Annotated in this window: 12 protein-coding genes; 8 read left to right on the top strand and 4 right to left on the bottom strand. The window is 65.6% G+C overall.

The annotated features are described in order from the left end of the window. Positions 1–213: 213 nt before the first annotated feature. Positions 214–3,204, top strand: a complete 2,991-nt coding sequence (locus HUK72_RS12685) for a TonB-dependent receptor domain-containing protein (RefSeq protein WP_176597086.1) — start codon at positions 214–216, stop codon at positions 3,202–3,204. 256 nt (positions 3,205–3,460) lie between these two features. On the opposite strand, the gene clpB is transcribed toward HUK72_RS12685, so the two are convergent. Both clpB and HUK72_RS12695 read right to left on the bottom strand, forming a co-directional pair. Further along, a complete protein-coding gene (gene clpB / locus HUK72_RS12690) occupies positions 3,461–6,040 on the bottom strand; it encodes an ATP-dependent chaperone ClpB (RefSeq protein WP_176597087.1) in 2,580 nt (859 codons plus the stop codon). Positions 6,041–6,278: 238 nt separating this feature from the next. Further along, on the bottom strand, positions 6,279–7,901 hold the full coding sequence (locus tag HUK72_RS12695) for a M28 family metallopeptidase (RefSeq protein ID WP_176597088.1): 1,623 nt from the start codon (positions 7,899–7,901) through the stop codon (positions 6,279–6,281). A 172-nt stretch (positions 7,902–8,073) separates the two neighbouring features. On the opposite strand from HUK72_RS12695, the gene HUK72_RS12700 reads away from it, so the two are divergent. From HUK72_RS12700 to HUK72_RS12730, 7 genes are all read left to right on the top strand, one after another. Further along, positions 8,074–10,944: a pitrilysin family protein gene (locus HUK72_RS12700; RefSeq protein WP_176597089.1), complete on the top strand. Its 2,871-nt coding sequence runs from the start codon at positions 8,074–8,076 to the stop codon at positions 10,942–10,944. Between the two features lie 166 nt (positions 10,945–11,110). Next, positions 11,111–11,413 carry a hypothetical protein gene (locus HUK72_RS12705; protein WP_176597090.1) on the top strand — a complete coding sequence of 101 codons (303 nt, stop codon included), beginning with the start codon at positions 11,111–11,113 and terminating at the stop codon, positions 11,411–11,413. A 263-nt stretch (positions 11,414–11,676) separates the two neighbouring features. Beyond that, positions 11,677–12,126: a MarR family winged helix-turn-helix transcriptional regulator gene (locus tag HUK72_RS12710; RefSeq protein ID WP_176597091.1), complete on the top strand. Its 450-nt coding sequence runs from the start codon at positions 11,677–11,679 to the stop codon at positions 12,124–12,126. A gap of 27 nt (positions 12,127–12,153) precedes the next feature. Next, positions 12,154–14,229, top strand: a complete 2,076-nt coding sequence (locus tag HUK72_RS12715) for an FUSC family protein (protein ID WP_176597092.1) — start codon at positions 12,154–12,156, stop codon at positions 14,227–14,229. Beyond that, the gene (locus HUK72_RS12720) at positions 14,226–14,441 is read left to right on the top strand and encodes a DUF1656 domain-containing protein (RefSeq protein WP_176597093.1); all 216 of its coding nucleotides are present in this window, start codon (positions 14,226–14,228) and stop codon (positions 14,439–14,441) included. Before HUK72_RS12715 ends, HUK72_RS12720 begins: the two co-directional genes overlap by 4 nt. Continuing rightward, positions 14,438–15,355 (top strand): efflux RND transporter periplasmic adaptor subunit, encoded by a 918-nt coding sequence (locus HUK72_RS12725; protein WP_176597094.1) that lies wholly within the window; start codon positions 14,438–14,440, stop codon positions 15,353–15,355. Before HUK72_RS12720 ends, HUK72_RS12725 begins: the two co-directional genes overlap by 4 nt. Positions 15,356–15,419: 64 nt before the next feature. Then, positions 15,420–16,793: an efflux transporter outer membrane subunit gene (locus HUK72_RS12730; protein ID WP_176597844.1), complete on the top strand. Its 1,374-nt coding sequence runs from the start codon at positions 15,420–15,422 to the stop codon at positions 16,791–16,793. Between the two features lie 14 nt (positions 16,794–16,807). Here the strand turns inward: HUK72_RS12730 and HUK72_RS12735 are convergent, their stop codons facing one another. Together HUK72_RS12735 and HUK72_RS12740 are read right to left on the bottom strand one after the other, a co-directional pair. After that, positions 16,808–17,752, bottom strand: a complete 945-nt coding sequence (locus HUK72_RS12735; protein ID WP_176597095.1) for a glycoside hydrolase family 43 protein — start codon at positions 17,750–17,752, stop codon at positions 16,808–16,810. Then, positions 17,749–18,963 (bottom strand): glycosyl hydrolase 53 family protein, encoded by a 1,215-nt coding sequence (locus HUK72_RS12740; RefSeq protein WP_176597096.1) that lies wholly within the window; start codon positions 18,961–18,963, stop codon positions 17,749–17,751. Before HUK72_RS12740 ends, HUK72_RS12735 begins: the two co-directional genes overlap by 4 nt. Positions 18,964–18,984 lie beyond the last annotated feature (21 nt).

Below are 18,984 nucleotides of genomic sequence, written 5' to 3' on the forward strand. Positions count from 1 at the left end.
GCGCGATTGTGGCATAAATGCTACAGTTTCTTTCAAATGCGATTTCCGACCCTCGACACTGCTTTACACTTATAAAACGACTGCGCAGAGTATTGCGCAGTACGTGTGAAGAGGGTTTGCTGTCGGGCTCCTTTTGCTCTCTTCACGCGTCAAAAGAACGGAACAGACGATGGGCTTTCAGCCCGTCATCACTCCAGAGCAAGGGACTGGATAGTGAAGACCATAACCAAGATCGGGCTGCGCGGTAGCGCGGCTCTTCAGGCGTTGACCCTCGTCGGCGCCGGCCTCGCGACCTTCTCCGCACCCGCTTTCGCACAAGCGCCGCAGGCCGCCGATACGCAGGCCGCAACCGATGAAGGCAATGACACCATTGTCGTCACCGGCTCCATCTTCCGCAATCCGTCGACCTCGACCGCAGCGCCGCTGACGGTGCTGAGCTCCGAGGAGCTGACGAAGCGCGGCGTCAACACCATTTCCGATGCCGTCCAGTCGATCTCCGCCAACAATGCGGGTTCGATGAGCAAGAGCTGGAACAGCTTCAATTTTGCGACTGGCGCGACCGCCGTGTCGCTGCGAGGCCTGGGTAGCGGCAACACGCTGACCCTGTTCGACGGCCTGCGCAGCGCCCCCTATCCGCTGGCGGATGACGGTCACCGCAACTTCGTCGACCTGAACGCGATTCCCGACGCCATCGTCGACCGCATCGACGTGTTGCAAGACGGCGCGTCGGCCACCTATGGCGCGGACGCCGTTGCGGGCGTGGTCAACGTCATCGTCAAGAAGGAAATCGTTGGCCTGCACGCCAATGCATCCGCCGGTCTTTCGCAGCGCGGTGATGCCGGCGAACGCCGCATCGACGCCACCTATGGCTATGGCAAGCTGAATGAAGACGGTTTCAACGTCTACATCAACGGCGAATATCAGAAGAGCGACCCGCTCTATGCCCGCGATCGCGGCTTCCCCTGGAATACCGCCGATCTCAGCTCTTACTGCAATGATTCGGGTAGCTGCCTGGCCAATAACGTCGTCAATGGCGTCCAGAGCAATGGCGCGATCCTGAGCATCGGGTCCACTCGCGTGCCGGTCATGCGCCCTTATGACCCGACTTCGCTCACGCCGAGCGGCAACTGGGTGCTCGCCAATCCCGCCGCCGGCTGCCGCGACCTGACGGCGATCACGCTGACTCCCGCACAGCAGGCTGCGCTGGGTGCGACCCCGCAGCAGTGCCAGCAGGACAATGTGAAGGATTATCTGCAGGCGCAGCCGTCGATTGAGCGCATCGGCGGCACGTTGCACGCCACGGTCAATGTGGGCAGCAGCGCCCAGGCCTATGCGATGTTCAACTTCTATAATGTGAAGACGGCCTCTTCGCTGACGCCGTTGACCTTCGCCGGTCAGACCGCTGCGGGCGGCGACACCTTCGTGCTCAGCCCGGTTCTGCTGCCGGTCTATGTCTGCCCGCAGGGCACCGTGACCTGCACCGCGGCGAACGGCACGTTGAACCCCAACAACCCCTTCGCCTCCTCGGGCCAGCTTGCCCGCGTCAACTACCGCTATGACCGTCCGCGTGAGACGTTCAGCGATGCCAAGACCTATCGTGCGGCTGCTGGCATCAACGGCTCCTTCGGCACGGGCTGGGATTATGACGCGAACTTCACCTGGTCGCGCGTCGACCTGAAGGTCACGAACAAGAATTATCTGTTCGCCCAGCATCTGGTCGACGTGATCAATGACGGTTCCTGGAACTTCATCAATCCGGCGGCCAATTCGGAAGAGATCCGCAATTACATTGCGCCGACGAACATCAACAAGTCGTCCTCCGAACTGTGGCAGGTCCAGGCCACGCTGGCCAAGGAGCTCTTCCAACTGCCCGGTGGCGCGCTGAAGTTCGCCGTCGGCGGCGCCTATCGTCACGAGTCGATCGACAACCCCAGCGCCAATCCGCCGAACAACGACAATCCGTCGGAGCGCTACTACAGCATCAACGCTGTGGGTGCGATCGGCAGCCGTAACGTCAAGTCGGCCTTCTTCGAACTCGATGCGCCGATCTTCGACCAACTGTCGCTGAACGCTTCGGGCCGCTACGACAAATATTCGTCGGGCCAGAAGAATTTTTCGCCTAAGTTCACCGCGATCGTGAAGCCGATCGAGCAGATCAAGCTGCGCGGCACCTTCTCGAAAGGCTTCCGCATCCCGAGCTTCAACGAGGCTTATGGCCTGCCGACGACCGGCTATATCACGACGACGATCGATCCGACGTCTCCGGAAGGCGCTGCCTTCATTGCCGCCCATGGTGGCAATGCCTATGCGTCGCTGCCTTATTCCTATGGTCTGACGGCGACCGGCAATTCGGAACTGAAGCCTGAAAAGTCGACTTCCTACACGCTGGGTGCCGTGTTCGAGCCGTCCTCACGCTTCTCCTTCACCGCGGATTATTGGCACATCAAGATCAAGGGCTTGATCGGCAGCCCCGATTATTCGGAAGTCCCGACGCTCTATTATCAGAATAATGGCGTCGTGAACCTGCCGGGTCTGACGGTCAAGCCGGGCATCCCCGATCCCGATCACCCGACGGCCCTGCCGGTCCTGGGCTTCATCGAATATTCGTTCGTGAACTCGGATTCGCAGATCGCATCGGGTCTCGATTTCTCGGCTACGGGCCGTTTCGATCTGGGCAGCAACATCCGCCTGACCAGCAGCGTCAACGCCTCCTATCTGATGAAGCTCCAGAAGTCGGTCGGCGGCGTTGTGCAGCGCTATGACGGCACGCTCAGCCCCTGCGACGTGACGTCCTGCTCGGGTGCGCCGAAGTGGCGCGGCACCTGGAGCAACACGCTGGACTTCAACGACAAGGCGTTCATCAACCTGACCGCTTACTATACGTCGGGCTATGACATGGCGTCGATCGACTATGAAGGCGTGAAGGGCGATTGCGAGGCCAGCACTGGGGCTTCGGTCTACACCTATCGCGACGGCACGCCGTTCAAGTGCCGCGCCAAGCGTTGGATCGACGTCGACATGACCGCCAGCGTGAAGGTCAACGACCAGTTCACCCTGTACGCCAACGTCATGAATCTGCTCGACACCAAGCCGGACTTCAATCCGGGCCAGACCTACAGCCTGGGCTATAACTATAACGTGGCTTGGGAAGGCGCCGGCTTCACCGGCCGCTGGTTCCGCGTCGGCGTGAAGGTCGATTACTGATCGGCTTGCCGTGATCTGAATGGAGAAGGGGCGCTTCCGTTGGAAGCGCCCCTTTTTTGTTGAAGGCTGCGGTGTCGGGTTTTGGCCAATCCAAGACATTCCCCTCCCGCAGGCGGGAGGGGTTAGGGGTGGGTGCGAGCGCAGCGAGCTTCCAGCTTAGCCGTTGAAAATTCACGCTGATGTCGCGCCAGCCCACCCCCTAGCCCCCTCCCGCCTGCGGGAGGGGGAATGTCCTGAATCCACCCGAAAATGCACTTCAGCCAATCCCCAGCTTCAACGCGCCATCGCCTTCATCGACCCTGACGGTCGAACCGTCCGGCACCTCGCCGCGCAGGATGAGGTCGGCCAGCGGGTCCTGCAAATAGCGCTGCACCGCCCGTTTCAGCGGCCTTGCGCCGTAGACCGGATCGTAGCCGACCCGGCCCAGCCACGCCCTCGCGCCATCCGTCAGGTCGAGCGTCACCTTCCGGTCCTTCAGCAGCTTGCCGATGCGCGCTACCTGAATGTCGACGATCGGGGCCATGTGGGCAGCGCCCAGGCGGTGGAACAGGATCACCTCGTCCAGCCGGTTCAGGAACTCCGGCCTGAAATGGCTCCGCACGATGTCCATCACCTGGTCCTCGACCTTCTCGACCGGCTCGTCATCGGCCAGGCTGGCGATGAACTGGCTGCCCAGGTTCGACGTCAGCACTATGATCGTGTTGGTGAAGTCCACCGTCCGCCCCTGCCCGTCGGTCAGGCGGCCGTCGTCCAGCACCTGCAACAGCACGTTGAACACATCGCTGTGTGCCTTCTCCACCTCATCGAACAGCACGACCTGATAGGGCCGCCGTCGCACCGCTTCGGTCAGCACGCCGCCTTCCTCATAACCGACATAGCCCGGAGGCGCGCCGATCAGCCGGGCGACCGAATGCTTCTCCATGAACTCGCTCATGTCGATGCGCACCATTGCGCTGTCATCGTCGAACAGGAAGCCCGCGAGCGCCTTGGTCAATTCCGTCTTGCCGACGCCCGTGGGGCCTAGGAACAGGAACGAGCCCAGCGGCCGGTTCGGGTCCTGCAACCCCGCCCGTGAGCGGCGCACTGCGGTGGACACGGCCTTCACCGCATCGGCCTGGCCGATGACGCGCTTGCCCAGTTCCGCTTCCATGGCGAGCAGCTTTTCGCGTTCGCCCTCCATCATCTTGTCGACGGGGATGCCGGTCCAGCGGGACACGACCGAGGCGATGTCCTCCGGCGTCACTTCCTCGCGCAGCATCGCGCCCTGGGTGACGTTCTGGGCCTCTTCCAGCTTGCGCTCCAGTTCGGGAATGCGGCCATAGGCCAGCTCCCCCGCCTTGGCGAGATCACCGGCCCGCTGCGCCTGGTCCAGCTCGACGCGAGCGGCGTCCAACTGTTCCTTGAGCTTGCTTTCGCCCGCGATCTTGTCCTTCTCCGCCTGCCAGCGCTGGGTGAGTTCGGCCGATTGCTGTTCGAGATTGGCGAGGTCCTCCTCCAGCGCCGCGAGCCGATCCTGCGAAGCCTTGTCCGTCTCCTTCTTCAGCGCCTCCCGCTCGATCTTGAGCTGGATGATCCGCCGGTCGAGCGTCTCGATCTCCTCCGGCTTGCTCTCTACCTCCATGCGCAGCCGCGACGCCGCCTCGTCCATCAGGTCGATGGCCTTGTCCGGCAGGAATCGATCGGTGATGTAACGGTTACCGAGCGTCGCCGCCGACACGATCGCGCCGTCGGTGATCCGCACGCCATGGTGCAGCTCATATTTCTCCTTGAGACCGCGCAGGATGGAGATGGTGTCCTCCACCGTCGGCTCACCCACGAACACCGGCTGGAAGCGCCGCTGGAGCGCGGGGTCCTTCTCGACATATTTGCGATATTCGTCGAGCGTGGTCGCGCCGATGCAGTGCAGTTCGCCGCGTGCCAAGGCAGGCTTCAGCAGATTGCCCGCGTCCATCGCACCTTCGGATTTGCCCGCGCCGATCAGCGTGTGCATCTCGTCGATGAAGAGGACGATCTGGCCTTCCGCGCCCTTCACCTCGTCGAGTACGCCTTTCAGCCGTTCCTCGAACTCGCCGCGATATTTGGCGCCCGCGATCAGCGACCCCATGTCGAGCGCCATCAAGGTGCGGTCCTTCAGCGTATCGGGCACGTCGCCATTGGCGATGCGCAGCGCCAGCCCTTCCGCGATGGCGGTCTTGCCGACGCCGGGATCACCGATGAGGACGGGGTTGTTCTTGGTGCGCCGGGCGAGAATCTGGATGGTGCGGCGGATTTCCTCGTCGCGGCCGATCACCGGATCGAGCTTGCCCATGCGCGCCGCTTCGGTGAGGTCGCGGGCGAATTTCTTGAGCGCGTCATAACGATCCTCCGCGCCCGCCGTGTCGGCGGTGCGGCCGCCGCGCAGATTGTTGATCGCGGCGTTCAGCGCCTCGGCCTTTACGCCCGCCGCTGCGAGCGCCTTGCCCGCCGCCGTGGTGGTGGCGAGGGTCAGCGCTAGCAACAGCCGTTCGACGGTGACGAAGCTGTCGCCCGCCTTGGCCGCGACCTGCTCGGCGCTGTCCAGCACCCGCACGGCGTCATTGTCCAGACCCGGCGTCTGCTGCGCGCCGCTGCCGGAGACGGACGGCACCTTGGCCAACGCCGCATCGGTTTCGCGCAGCGCCACGCCAGCATCGCCGCCCGCCGCTTTGATCAGGCCGGACGCCATGCCCTGCTGGTCCTCCAGCAGCGCCTTCAGCAGATGCTCCGGGCTGATGCGCTGATGGCTCATCCGGATCGCGACGGTCTGCGCCGACTGGAGGAAGCCCTTGGCGCGGTCAGTGAATTTTTCGAGGTTCATAAAATCCCCTTCGTGAAGCTTGGTCACGATGTAATGTTGCATAAAAGCAACACAAGAGGCGCTACGCAAATATCCTTAGAGCTAGAGTTTCCGTGTTCCTGCGAAGGCACTGGAGCGAGACAAGTGGCTCGCGACAGCCCAGTCCCGCCGTCAGAACTGGGCTCCTGCCTCCGCAGGAGCACGTTACTTGATCCGGAACGCAAGCATGCTGTTCAAACTCGATGGAAGCGGTCGGTTCCTACGGCCTCACCGCCTTGGCCGCATCCGGCGCGAAAGCATCCCCGAAGAAATCGCCCTTGTACCAGCGCGGCGCGTCCGGCTCGTCGGCAATTTCGCGCGCGATGGCATAGTTGACCTTGGCGAATTTGGCCGCTGCTTCCCAATGGAAGGGCAGGCTCATCTGGTCGGAGGGCTGGTGATAATCGGTCTTGAGGAAATGTTCGAACGCCTCTTTGCCCGGCCCGGCGAACCCCGTCATCAGGAACACGGCGGGCACGCCCTCCTGCACGAAGCGATAATGGTCGGAACGGGTGAACAGCCCCTCGGCAGGCAGCGGATCGGGCGAGAGCGAGATGCCTTCCGCCCTGGCCGCCTTTTCCACAATCGGCCCCAGGGTGGAATGATCGGCGCCAAAGGCGATCACGTCCTGAAAATCATAAGTCAGGATCGGCATATCGAGATTGACCACGCCGACCAGCTTCGCCCCCGCCGGCAATACCGGATTCTTCGCCAGAAATTGCGAACCGAGCAGCCCGTCCTCTTCCCCCGTCACCGCCGCGAACAGGATGGAGCGTTTGGGTCGTTCGCCGCTGTCGATAAAGGCCTTCGCCACCGCCAGCATGGTCGCCACGCCCGAGGCATTGTCCATCGCGCCATTATAGATTTTGTCCGGCCCCTTGGCGCTTTCCTTGACCCCCAGATGGTCGAGATGCGCCATCAGCAGCACATATTCGTGGGAAAGCGCCGGGTCGGAACCGGGCAGCACCGCCAGCACATTGCGGCTGGGTGCCGTCTCGACGGAGCTGGCGCGGTCGATGCGGATGCTGGGCTTGAGCGCGAAGCCCCTGGGCCGGACGCCCTTCTTCTCCGCCTGGGCGCGGATGGCGGCGAGGCTCTTGCCCGATCCGGCGAGCAGCGCTTCTGCGGCGGCCCCGGTCACGGTGCCGGTGCCGCGAATGGCGGGCGTGCGGACATAGGGCTGGCCGTCCTTGTCGATCCAGCTCACCATCAGACTTTGCGCCCGCTCGCGCACTTTCTCCCAGGGTGTCCGACTGAGATAGCTGGCGCTGGGAATGGTGATGAGGCCGATCGCGCCCGCCTGTTGCGCGGCCAGGGATTTTTCGGCGGTCAGATGCGCGCCGATCTCGCTCGGCATGCCGACCGGGGAGCCGGAAAGGGCGACCGCGAACTTGCCCTTCAGGTCGAGACCGGCATAGTCGTCGATCTTCTGCCGGTCGGATTTCAGGCCATAGCCGACGAACACGGCCTGCGCCTCGACGCTTTGCTTCGGTTCGCGGCCGAAGGCGCCGATGGCGACGTCATCGCCATTGACGAAGCGCCTGCCGCCGATGGTCAGCGACGGGGCGGACGCCTTGTCGAGTTGGGCGACGGCCAGCGTCACGGGCTGATACCAGCTATCCGGGATGGCTTGTCGCAGGCCCAGCGCCTCGAACCGCGCGGCGACATAGCGGGCGGCGATGTCATAGCCGCGCGTGCCCGCGTCGCGCCCTTCCAGCAGGTCGTCGGCCAGGAAGCCGATGTCGGCGCGGATGGCTTCCCCGGTGATGGCGGGAGCGGTCTGGGCGGAGGCGAGACCGGGGATGGCGAGCGCAAGGGGGAAGGCGAAGGAGCGAAGGCGCATCGGGTGCGAAACCTCTCTTTTATGGTTGGAAGAGGAGCCTAACGCGTTGGTTTCGCCTGTCCAGCGGCCTATCGCCCGAAAGGAGGGGAAGGCTTCTCTCCCACATGCGTATTGCGCGGCTAAAACGCCTCGCTATGCTGCCCGCCGATCCATTGACCATCATGAGGCGCTCATGACCTTTCCCCCATTTTCCTGCCGGATGGCCCTGATGCTCGGCCTGTCTTCGCTTGCCCTCATGCCGATGGCGCAGGCGGCTCCGGCGTCCAAAGCGACCAGCGCCGCTGCGCCCGCGCCGCTTTCCAGCCTGGTGGCAGCGGTGAACATTCCCTATGAGGAATTTACGCTGAAAAACGGCCTGCGCGTCATCGTCCATAGCGACCGCAAGGCGCCGGTGGTGGGCGTGTCGATCTGGTATCATGTCGGCTCGCGCTTCGAACCGGCGGGCAAGACCGGCTTCGCCCATCTGTTCGAGCATCTGATGTTCTACGGCTCGGAAAATGCCGACGGACCCTTCTTCGGCCGGCTGGAGGACATCGGCGCGACCGACTGGAACGGCACGACCTGGTTCGACCGCACCAATTATTTCGAGACGGTGCCGACCGGCGCGCTGGACCGGGCGCTGTTCCTGGAATCGGACCGCATGGGGCATCTGCTCGGCGCCGTCACCCAGACCAAGCTCGATGCGCAGCGCAGCGTCGTGCAGAATGAAAAGCGCATGGGCGAGAATGAGCCCTATGGCCTTGTCGAATATGCGCAGCTCGCCGCGATGCTGCCGGAGGGGCACCCCTATCGCCACTCCACCATCGGTTCGATGGCGGACCTGAACGCAGCCAGCCTGGCCGACGTGCAGACATGGTTCAAGACGCATTACGGCCCGAACAACGCCGTGCTGGTGCTGGCGGGCGACATCGACGTGCCGACCGCGAAGGCCAAGGTCGAGAAGTGGTTCGGCAACATCCCCGCCGGTCCCGCGCCCAAGGATGTGGATGCGACCGTCCCGACGCTCGACAAGGATGTCGAGAAGGTGATGCACGACAATGTCGCCGCCACCCGGCTCTACCGCAACTGGATCGTGCCGGGGGTCAATTCGGACGATCTGACGCCGCTTAATCTGGCGATGGCGGTGTTCGGCGGCCTCAGCTCCTCACGGCTGGACAATATATTGGTGCGTGACGAGAAGGTGGCGGTCGGCGTCAAGGCCAGCATTCAGCCCTTTGAGAAGCTTTCGCTCGCGGAGATCACCGTGGACGTGAAGCCGGGACAGGACGCGGTGGCCGTCGGCAAGCGGCTCGACCAGCTCCTGGCTGATTATCTCGCCAAGGGGCCGACGGCGGACGAGGTGCAGCGCGCCGCGACGCAGCAGCTTTCGGGTATCATCGGCGGGCTGGAGAAGGTCGGCGGCTTCAGCGGCAAGGCGGTGACGCTGGCCGAGGGGGCGGTCTATTCCAACGATCCGGCCAAATATAAGAAGGATCTGGCCGCCGCCGCCGCCGCCACGCCGCAATCGGTGAGCGAGGTGGCGCGCAAATGGCTCGGAAGGCCGGTGTTCCGCCTGACCGTGGCGCCGGGCGAACGTTCGGCGGAGGACAATGCGCTGGCGGGCAACGCGACCCATCATCCGGCCTATTTCCGCGATCCGAAGAAACCCGCTCCGGTCGCGGCGACCCCGCCGCCGCCAACGAAGATTGCCGAACCGGGGATCGAGCCAGTCAAGGATCTGGAGTTCCCGGCGGTCGAGCATGCGACGTTGAAGAACGGGATTCCCATCGTCTTCGCCCGCCGGGCGACGGTGCCGGTGGTGCGGGTTTCCGTGTCCTTCGACGCGGGCAATGCCGCCGACGACAAGGCGAAGCTGGGTACGGCGGGGCTGACCACGGCGCTGCTGGATGAGGGCACGAAGACGCGCAGCTCGGTGCAGATCGCGGAGGAGCAGGAGCGGTTGGGCGCCTCGATCGGCGCGGGCAACAGCATGGATGCGACGAATGTCGGCCTTTATGCGCTGAAGCCCAATCTGGACGCCTCGCTGGGGCTGCTGGCGGACGTGATCCGCAATCCAGCCTTCGCGCCGACCGAGGTCGAACGCCTGCGCGGGCAGATACTGACGCGGATCGCGGCGGAAAAGACCGAGCCGATGCCGATCGCGCAGCGCCTGCTGCCGCCGCTGCTCTATGGGCAGGCGCATCCCTACGGCATTCCCTTCACCGGATCGGGCACGGAAAGCGGCGTCAAGGCGGTGACGCGGGCCGATCTGGTGGCCTTCCACGACAAATGGCTGCGGCCCGACAATGCGACCATCTTCGTGACCGGCGATACCACGCTGGCCGATGTGATGCCGCTGCTGGAAAAGCGCTTCGGAGACTGGAAGGCGCCCAAGGTCGCCAAGGGCGCCAAGCTATTCCGCATGGACCGCATGATGCGCCCGTCGCGCATCATCCTGGTCGACAAGCCGCAAAGCCCGCAGTCGATGATCCTGGCAGGTCTGCTCACCAACAAGGCGGGCACCGACAATCCGGTGACGCTGCTGACCGCCAATGAGGTGCTGGGCGGCAGCTCGACATCCCGCCTGATCATGGACCTGCGGGAGAGCAAGGGCTGGGCCTATTATGCGGGCAGCGCGCTTCCCGGCGTCAAGGAGACGATCCCGCTGCTGGTCTATGCCCCGGTGCAGACCGACAAGACCGGCGAGTCCATCGTCGCGGCGCGGAAAGACATCAGCGATTTCCTGACGGCCAAGGGCACGACCGAGGCGGAGCGCAACCAGACGATCAACAGCCAGATATTGTCGCTGCCGGGCAGCTTCGAAACCTCGTCCGACTTGCTGGGCGCGATGATGCGCAACCGCATGCTGGGGCGGCCGGACGATTATTATGCCAGCCTGCCGGGCGTGTATCGGGCGATGACGGCGGCCGATCTCGACAAGGCGGCGCGGGAAGCGATCAATCCCGACCGGCTGATCTGGGTCGTGGTGGGCGACGCGAAACTGGTGAAGCCGCAGCTTGACGCGGTCGGCCTTCCGGTGGAGATGGGCACATTGGCGGATTGACGACGGGCTGTTCGCCATTCAGCCCATGCGGGCCTGCAAAGCGCGATTTTCTGCGCTTCGGTGCTCACGGACTGAGGGTCCGCTGCGCTCCGATGCTCGAAAATCCCACTTTTCGGCTCCACCTGAACTGAATGGCGAACAGCCCTTAACTTCAAGGAGAAGGGATATGGCAGCAGTGGACGGCGCCTATGATTGCGTGGCGAAGACCCCGATGGGCGACCAGAATGGCGTGCTGACCGTCATCAGCGCGGGCGACGGCTTTCATGGCACCTTCGCGGGCATGATGGGCTCGCTCGACGTGGCCGAGGGCAAGGTCGACGGCAACAAGCTGAGCTGGAAGATGAACATGACCCTGCCGATGCCGATGACGCTGGAATGCGAGGCGGAGGTGAATGGGGATGCCATCACCGGGACGATGCAGCTTGGGGCCTTTGGCGCGGCGGGCTTTTCGGGCACGCGCCGGGGTTGAGGGTTTCGGTAGGTTAGGAAAGGGGCTGGGAACGGGAGTTTCCGGCCCCTTTTACATGACGCGCCAAAAATCCTCCCCATCGAGAGATGGGGAGGGGGACCGCCGCCAAAGGCGGTGGTGGAGGGGAAATTGGCGCGACCTGCGGCGCCCTGCGGGCGCTCCCCTCCACCATTCGCTTCGCGAACGGTCCCCCTCCCCACGCTTCGCGCAGGGAGGATCAAGATGGCCCTTGACCGCAGAAATTAGTTAGCTATCTAAGAAAAATGTCCCGATCGGAATTGAAGCGCGCCCTGGCGCATAAAATGCCTCAGGTGGCGCGCCAGTGGCGGCAATTGGCCGATCTGGCGCTGGCCGAATTCGGCGTGTCGAACAGCGCGGGTTGGTGCCTGATCTATCTCGACCGGCTGGGTCCGGATGTGCGGCAGGCCGATCTGGCCGAGGAACTGGGCATCACCCAGCCCTCGCTGGTGCGGACGCTGGACCAGTTGCAGGCGGCGGGGCTTGTCGAACGGGTGCCCAATCCCGATGATCGGCGTTCGAACCGAGTCGCCTTCACGCCGGAGGGGCAGGAACTGGTGGGGCAGATCGAAGCCAGGCTGGGGAATTTGCGGCGCGAGCTGCTGGACGGCGTGCCCGACGCCGCGATCGAGATCGTCGTCAATCTGCTGAACCTGCTGGAGCGGCGCATGGCCGAGCGGCGGGGGCAGTCCTGATGAGTGCCCTGACATGCGAGCGCTAGGATGAACGCCTTTGGCGAGCGCATCGGCTGGCCCGCCGCGCTCTTTTCCCTGAAATGCTTCGCGGCGGCGATGCTGGCGCTTTATGTGGCGCTCAGCATCGGGCTGGAGCGGCCCTATTGGGCGTTCCTGACCAGCTATATCGTCGCCCAACCGCTGGCCGGGGCGGTGATCTCCAAGGCGGTGTTCCGCGTCATCGGCACGCTGACCGGGGCGATTTTTTCCGTCGCCATCGTGCCGCCGCTGGTCAATGCGCCGGAACTGCTGTCGCTCGCCATGGCGCTGTGGATGGCGACCTGCGTGTTCGTGTCGCTGCTCGACCGCACGCCGCGATCCTATATGTTCGTGCTGGCGGGCTATAGCGCCTGCCTGATCGTCTTTCCGGACGTCGACACGCCGCAGACCATCTTCACCGTGGCGACATTGCGCGTGCAGGAGATCACCATCGGCATAATGTGCGGCAGCCTGGTCCACGGCGTCGTCTTCCCCGGTTCCATCACCAATTTTTTGCTTGCGCGGGTGGAGGCGATGCTGCGCGATGCCGAACGCTGGTCCCATGACGCCATCGCGCTGGCGCCGGTGGAGGGGCTGGCGCAGGAACGCCGCCGTCTGGCGCAGGACATCACCGAACTGCATCAGATGTCGGTGCATCTGCCCTTCGACATCAGCCGCCTCGCGCCCCGCGTGCGCACGGTGCGGGCGATGCAGGACCAGCTTTCGCTGCTGCTGCCCCTGGGCGCGGCGGTCGAGGACCGGCTGGCGATGCTGAAGGCGGCGAGCAGGGGAAAGGTGCCGCGGGAGGTGGTGACGCTGATTGCCGATGCGCGGGCCTGGATCGTGGACCCCGGCGAGGAGATTGTCGCCCGCACCGCGGCGGCGGACGCGCTGATCGCCCGCTGCGCCGCGCTGGAACCGGTGGCGCGGGCGGAGATGGGCTGGGCGGAGATGATGCGCCTCAGCTTGTTTGCGCGGCTGGCCACGCTGATCGCGGCGCATCGCGATTGCCGCGACCTCTACGACCAGATGGTGACGCACAGGCGGGAGGCCGTCAGCCCCCGCGTCGGTGAATTGCTGGAGGGGCGGCGCAACCGTGAGCTGCACAAGGATTATGCCGGAGCGGCGCGCGGGGCCTTCGGCGCCTTCGCCACCGTGGCGCTGGGGTGCGCGCTGTGGATCGGCAGCGGCTGGAAGGACGGCGGCAGCGCGGTGATGCTGGCGGGCGTGTTCCTCTCCCTGTTCGCGGCGTCGGACAATCCGCTGGCGCCGCTCAAGGGCTTCATGATCGGCACCATCGCCGCTTCGCTGCTGGGGGCGGTCTATGGCTATGCGATCATGCCGCGCCTCGACGGCTTCGCCATGCTGGCGGCCGCCTATGCGCCGATGCTGCTGTTGCTCGGCACGATGATGGCGTCGCCGCGCTGGGCCGGGATCGCGTTGCCGACGCTGCTGGGGCTGGGCAGCCCCGTGCTGCTGTCGGACCGCTATGTCAGCGCCTTCGCCAGCTACGCCAACGGCACGGTGGCGCAACTGGTCGGCATCTGGTTCGCGATCATCATGGCCGGGCTGTTGCAGTCGGCGGGGGTCGAGCGGGCGATCCGGCGCACGGTGCGCGCAGGCTGGAACGACATCGCCAACCGCGCCACGCTGATGACGCCGCCCGACGTGCGCGGCTGGATCAACCGGATGCTGGACCGTATCGCGCTGCTGGCGCCCCGGCTGGCGGCGGTGCGGTCGGACAGCGGGCGGCCGCTTTACGATGCGCTGCGCGACCTGCGGACCGGCGTCGCCATTGGCGAATTGCGGCAATTGCGGCTCGACCTGCCCGCCGACGACGCCGCGCCGCTGGCCGATGTCCTGACGGGCGTCAGCGCCCATTATCGCGGGCTGGACCCGGATGCGCCCGCGCCTGCGAGGTCCGCCCTGCTCACCGACATCGACCATGCGATCAGCGACCTGTCGCGCAATCCCAGCGCCATGATCCGGCGAGAAGCCATCCTCGCTTTGGTCAGCCTGCGCCGCAATCTTTTCCCTGACAGCGAAGGCTATCGCAGGCCCTCGCCAATCGGACAGCCCGCATGACCGGAGAAATCGCCCTGGGCGGCGTCTATGTGCCGACCCTCCTGCTGTTGGCGCTGGTCGCGCTGATCCTGAGCTGGGGCGTGACCCGGCTGATCGGCGCGTTCGGCCTCTATCGTTTCCTTGCCTATCGGGCGGCGGTCGACCTCAGCATCTTCGTGCTGATGCTGGGCGCGCTCGCCATCCTCGTTCCCTCCCTTGGAATCCGCCTATGAACCGTTTTGCCGCCACGCTGATCCCCCCTGCCCTGATCAGGAGCGCCGCCACCATCGTCATCGTTATCGCCGCCGCGCTGGTGGCGGTGTGGATGTGGAACCATTATGAGCGCAGCCCCTGGACCCGCGACGGGCGGGTGCGCGCCGATGTGGTGCGGGTGACGCCGGACATCGGCGGACTCGTCACCTCCGTCGCGGTGCATGACAATCAGGCGGTGAAGGCGGGTGACCTGCTGTTCGTGATCGACCGGCCGCGCTATGCGCTGGCGCTGGAGCAGGCGGAGGCGCGGATCGCCAGCGCCAAGGCGACGCTGGGCCAGGCGCGGCGGGAGGCGACACGCGACGTCGCGCTGGGCGACCTCGTCGCGAAGGAAGCGCATGAGCAGAATGTCGCGCGGGTGGCGACGGCGGAGGCTGCGCTGGCCGAGGCGATGAGTGCGCGGGACGCCGCTGCGCTCAATCTGAAGCGCACGCAGGTGGTGGCGTCGGTCAACGGCGTGGTCACGAATCTTGACCTGCATCCGGGCGATTTCGTCGCGGCGGGGCAGCAGGCCATGGCGCTGGTCGACCGTGACAGCCTGCGCGTCGAGGGCTATTTCGAGGAAACCAAGCTGCCGCTGGTCTGCATCGGCGCGCCGGTGACGGTGCGGCTGATGGGCGAGGCGCAGGACCTGCATGGGCGGGTCGACAGCATCGCCTATGGCATCAACGACAGCAGCCGTTCGGATTCGGGCAATTTGCTGCCGACGGTCGAGCCGACCTTTTCCTGGGTGCGCCTCGCCCAGCGCATTCCGGTGCGGGTGAAGCTGACCAGGGTGCCCGCGGAGGTGAAGCTGATCGCGGGGCGCACCGCCACAGTGACGATCGAACCGGCGCGGAAGGACGCGAAGCCGGGGGTGTGCCGCCATGCATAACGTCCCGGCTACCGGCACGCCCTCCTTCCCTGGGAAGGGGAGCGCGAAACTGTGGACGCCCTTTCTGGCCCTGGCGCTGGCGGCCTGCGCGACCGCAGGCCCGGATTATCGCCCGCCGGAAAAGTCCGCCGCAACCGCCCCCGTCGCGCAGGGCGCTTTCCTGTCGGCGCAGGAAACCAGTTTCAGCAATGCCGAACTGCCCGATCATTGGTGGCGGCTCTATGACGATCCCCGGCTGGATGCGCTGGTCGAGCAGGCGCTTGCCGCCAACACCGACCTGCGCGTGGCCGACGCGAACCTGACCGCGGCGGAGGCGGTGCTGCGCGAGGCGGAGGCCGGGCGCACCATCGGCACGACGGTCAGCGGCGGGGCGACGCTGGCGCGGCCCTCCGGCACGGCGGAGAGCCTGCCCGGCGTGGTCGGCTATGATCTGGGCCTTGCCGCCTCCTATCCGCTCGACCTGAACGGCCGGATCAAGCGCGCCATAGAGGCCAGCACCGCCGATCTGGAAACGGTCGTGGCGGCGCGCGACTATGTGCGGGTCGGCGTGGCGGCCGCTACCGCCAGGGCCTATGCGCAGGTCTGCGCCGCCAATTATTCGCTGGCCGTCAACCGGCGCGTCGTGGCCCTGCAACGGGAGACTCTCAATGCCACGCGGCGGCTGTTCCGGGGCGGGCGCGGCACGGCGTTCGACGTCAGCCGGGCGCGGGCAGCGGTCGACGCCAGCGAGGCGAGCCTGCCCGCCTTCGATGCGCAGCGGCAGGGTGGACTCTATCTGCTGGCGACGCTGCTGGGGCGAGCGCCGGCGGATTATCCCAAGGAGGTGGAGGGCTGCGCGACCCTGCCTGCGCTGCATGCGCCCATGCCGGTGGGCGATGGCGCGGCGCTGATCCGGCGGCGGCCGGACATCAGGCAGGCGGAACGCGGCATCGCCGCCGACACCGCCCGCGTCGGAGTGGCGACTGCAGACCTTTATCCGCAGATCAGCATCGGCGGATCGTTGGGGCTGGGCGGGCCGCTGAAAAGCTTTGGCTCCGGAACCAGCTTCGGCATGAGTCTGGGGCCATTGCTGAGCTGGAGCTTCCCCAACCGGCCGGTCGTCAAGGCGCGGATCGCGCAGGCCGACGCGCAGGTGCAGGCCGATCTGGCGCGCTTCGACGGGACGGTGCTGGAGGCCTTGCGGCAGACGGAGACGGCGCTGGAAAGCTACCGCCGCCATGCCGAGCAGGCGGCGGCGCTCGACCGGGCGCGGGACAGCGCGGGCGTGTCGGGGGCCCAAGCGGGCAAGCTGTTCCGTTTCGGGCGGGGGGATTTCCTGTCCTTGCTCGACGCGCAGCGCTCGCTGGCCAATGCGGAGGCTGCGGCGGCGGCGGCGCGGGTGCAACTGGTGCAGGATCAGATCGCGATCTTCCTCGCGCTGGGGGGCGGTTGGTCCTAAAATATAGTCGTCAGTCAGCCGATCCTGTCCACCAAGGCGCGTGGCACGCGGAGCAAGGAGCCGTGACGCGCGCCCACGGGCATGGTGAGGCGGCTGCTCACATCCTCCCAATGCGCCATGTCTCGGGTCAGGGCGGCGCCCCAGCGGCCCTCCCTGTAGACATCATAATAGCAGATCAGCGCGTCCCCGACGCGAGCGGTCATCGGGCCTTCGACCCAGGAGGGGGAGAAGGGCTGCGACAGCGGGCCGAAGGGGCCGTTGACGCTTTGCGCGTGCGCAATTTGCAGCCATTTGCGGGGCGGCTGGACCGTTTCATCCTTGACGATCTGATAGAGGCCGCCGTCGGGACCATGAGCGAAGGTGCCGTCGATCACGCTGAAACCGGGATCGTAAAGCGGCTGCGGTTCTGAAAAAGTCTTGAAATCCGCCGTGCTGCTGCGCCACAGCCGGTGGTTGTAGCCTGATTCCGACGTCCCGGCGGTTTCGGTGAAGCGGCCTGCGACGGTGCTGGACCAGAAGAGTTCATAGCGGCCGGTGCGCGGGTCGCGGATCGCCTCGGGTGCCCAGCAATTGCGGGTGCCGGGAATGTGCTGCATCACCGGGATTGCCCCCTGCGCGGACCAGTGGAGGAGGTCCTTGCTGGTGGCATGGCCGATGGTCACGCCTTCCCAGGCGGTGGTCCAGAGCAGATGATAGATCCGGCCGTCGTGGAAGAGGAAGGGATCGCGCAGCAGTTTCTTTTCGCCCACCTCGGGGATCAGCAGGCTGCGACTGTTGGCGAGCGCGCGGAAGGTGAAGCCGTCTTCGCTGACGGCGAGCTTGAGGCCGTCCGCCTCGCCTTTCTTGCCCGTTGCGAAATAGGCGAAGATCAGCGGATCGCTCCGGCCCCCGCCGCGTCCGGTGGCGCAGCCGGTCAGGGCCAGCGCGCCCAGCCCTAGGGCGAAGTCGCGCCGCCTCATCGATAGGCCTTCGCCATTTGGGCGTAGAGGTCGAGCAGCGGATTGGCGACATAGTCGCCGCCATGGCCGATGGGACCGGCCGGTTCCGGTTCGGGCGCGGGTGGCTGGGCGGCAAGGCCGCCGGGCGCTTCGGCGCTGTTGAGGCCTTGCGAAATCAGGTCGGGCTTGGGTCCGCCGCCCGCATTCCCGCCGTTCAGGTCGAAGATTGCTTCCTGATGGCGGGTCGGCTCCCAGATGAACGTGCCCCAGCCCCTTTTGCCCGGCAGATTATGGACGAGGTCGTTCAGCATGCGCTTGCGGCTGGAATATTCGGCCACCAGCAGACCCTTGTCGGGATAGCGCTTCACGAACGCGTTGAAGGTCGCGGCCCAGTCCCCCTGCGCGCGCTGCTGGTAGCAGGAGAAGCCGATCACGTCGAAATCGACCTGGCGGGCGATCAGGGCATCGGTCCATTCGCGCACGATCGGCCAGTGGCGGCCGAGATGGTTGTGAAGCTGGATTTGGACCGCCGGTTCGGCCTTGCGGGCGCCTGCGATCCCGGCGCGCAGTAACTGGGCGAAGGCGTCGAAGCCGCCGACTTCCCCGACCCTGGCATGATTGGCGTCGGTGACGGGATTGCCGGTCGGGGTGGAGAGCTTCACCCGGCCATGGGGCCAGAGCATGCCGAAGGTCGTTTCATTGCCGATCACCGCCATGTCGACCGGCGCGCCGCCCGCCCGCATCGCGACGAGCGTGTCATGGGTGTGAGCTTCCACCGCCCTGGCAAGCTGCGGGAGATCATAGCCGCTCCAGGCGGCGGGGACGCCCTGATGCTCCGGATCGGCCCAGATGTCGCTATAATGGAAGCTGAGGACCAGCCCCATGCCCGCTTCGCGGACGCGGCGGCCGAGCTTGACGGTCTGGTCGAGACCTGCCCAGGCCTTGTCGGGTTCGCGTTTCGAATAGCCCTTGGACGGGTCGACGAAGATGCGCAGGCGGATGGCGTTGAATCCCGCGTCGCGCAGGATAAGGATCGGGTCTTTCCGCTCGCCCTTCACGAAATAGCGGGCGCCCGCCGCTTCATCCTCGGGAAGCCAGCTTATATCGGCGCCGATCAGGAAGGGGCCGGGGCGGGCGCCGGTCTTTCGGAGCGCGGCCTGCGTGGGGAGCGCCAAGCCAAGGGCGGTGAGGCTGGTTCCAGCCAAGGCGGTTCGCCTGTCGATATGGGGCATCGATCCTCCTCCTCTTCCGGA

It is taken from the genome of Sphingobium sp. 15-1 (assembly GCF_013375535.1).
Lineage (GTDB): Bacteria > Pseudomonadota > Alphaproteobacteria > Sphingomonadales > Sphingomonadaceae > Sphingobium > Sphingobium aromaticivastans.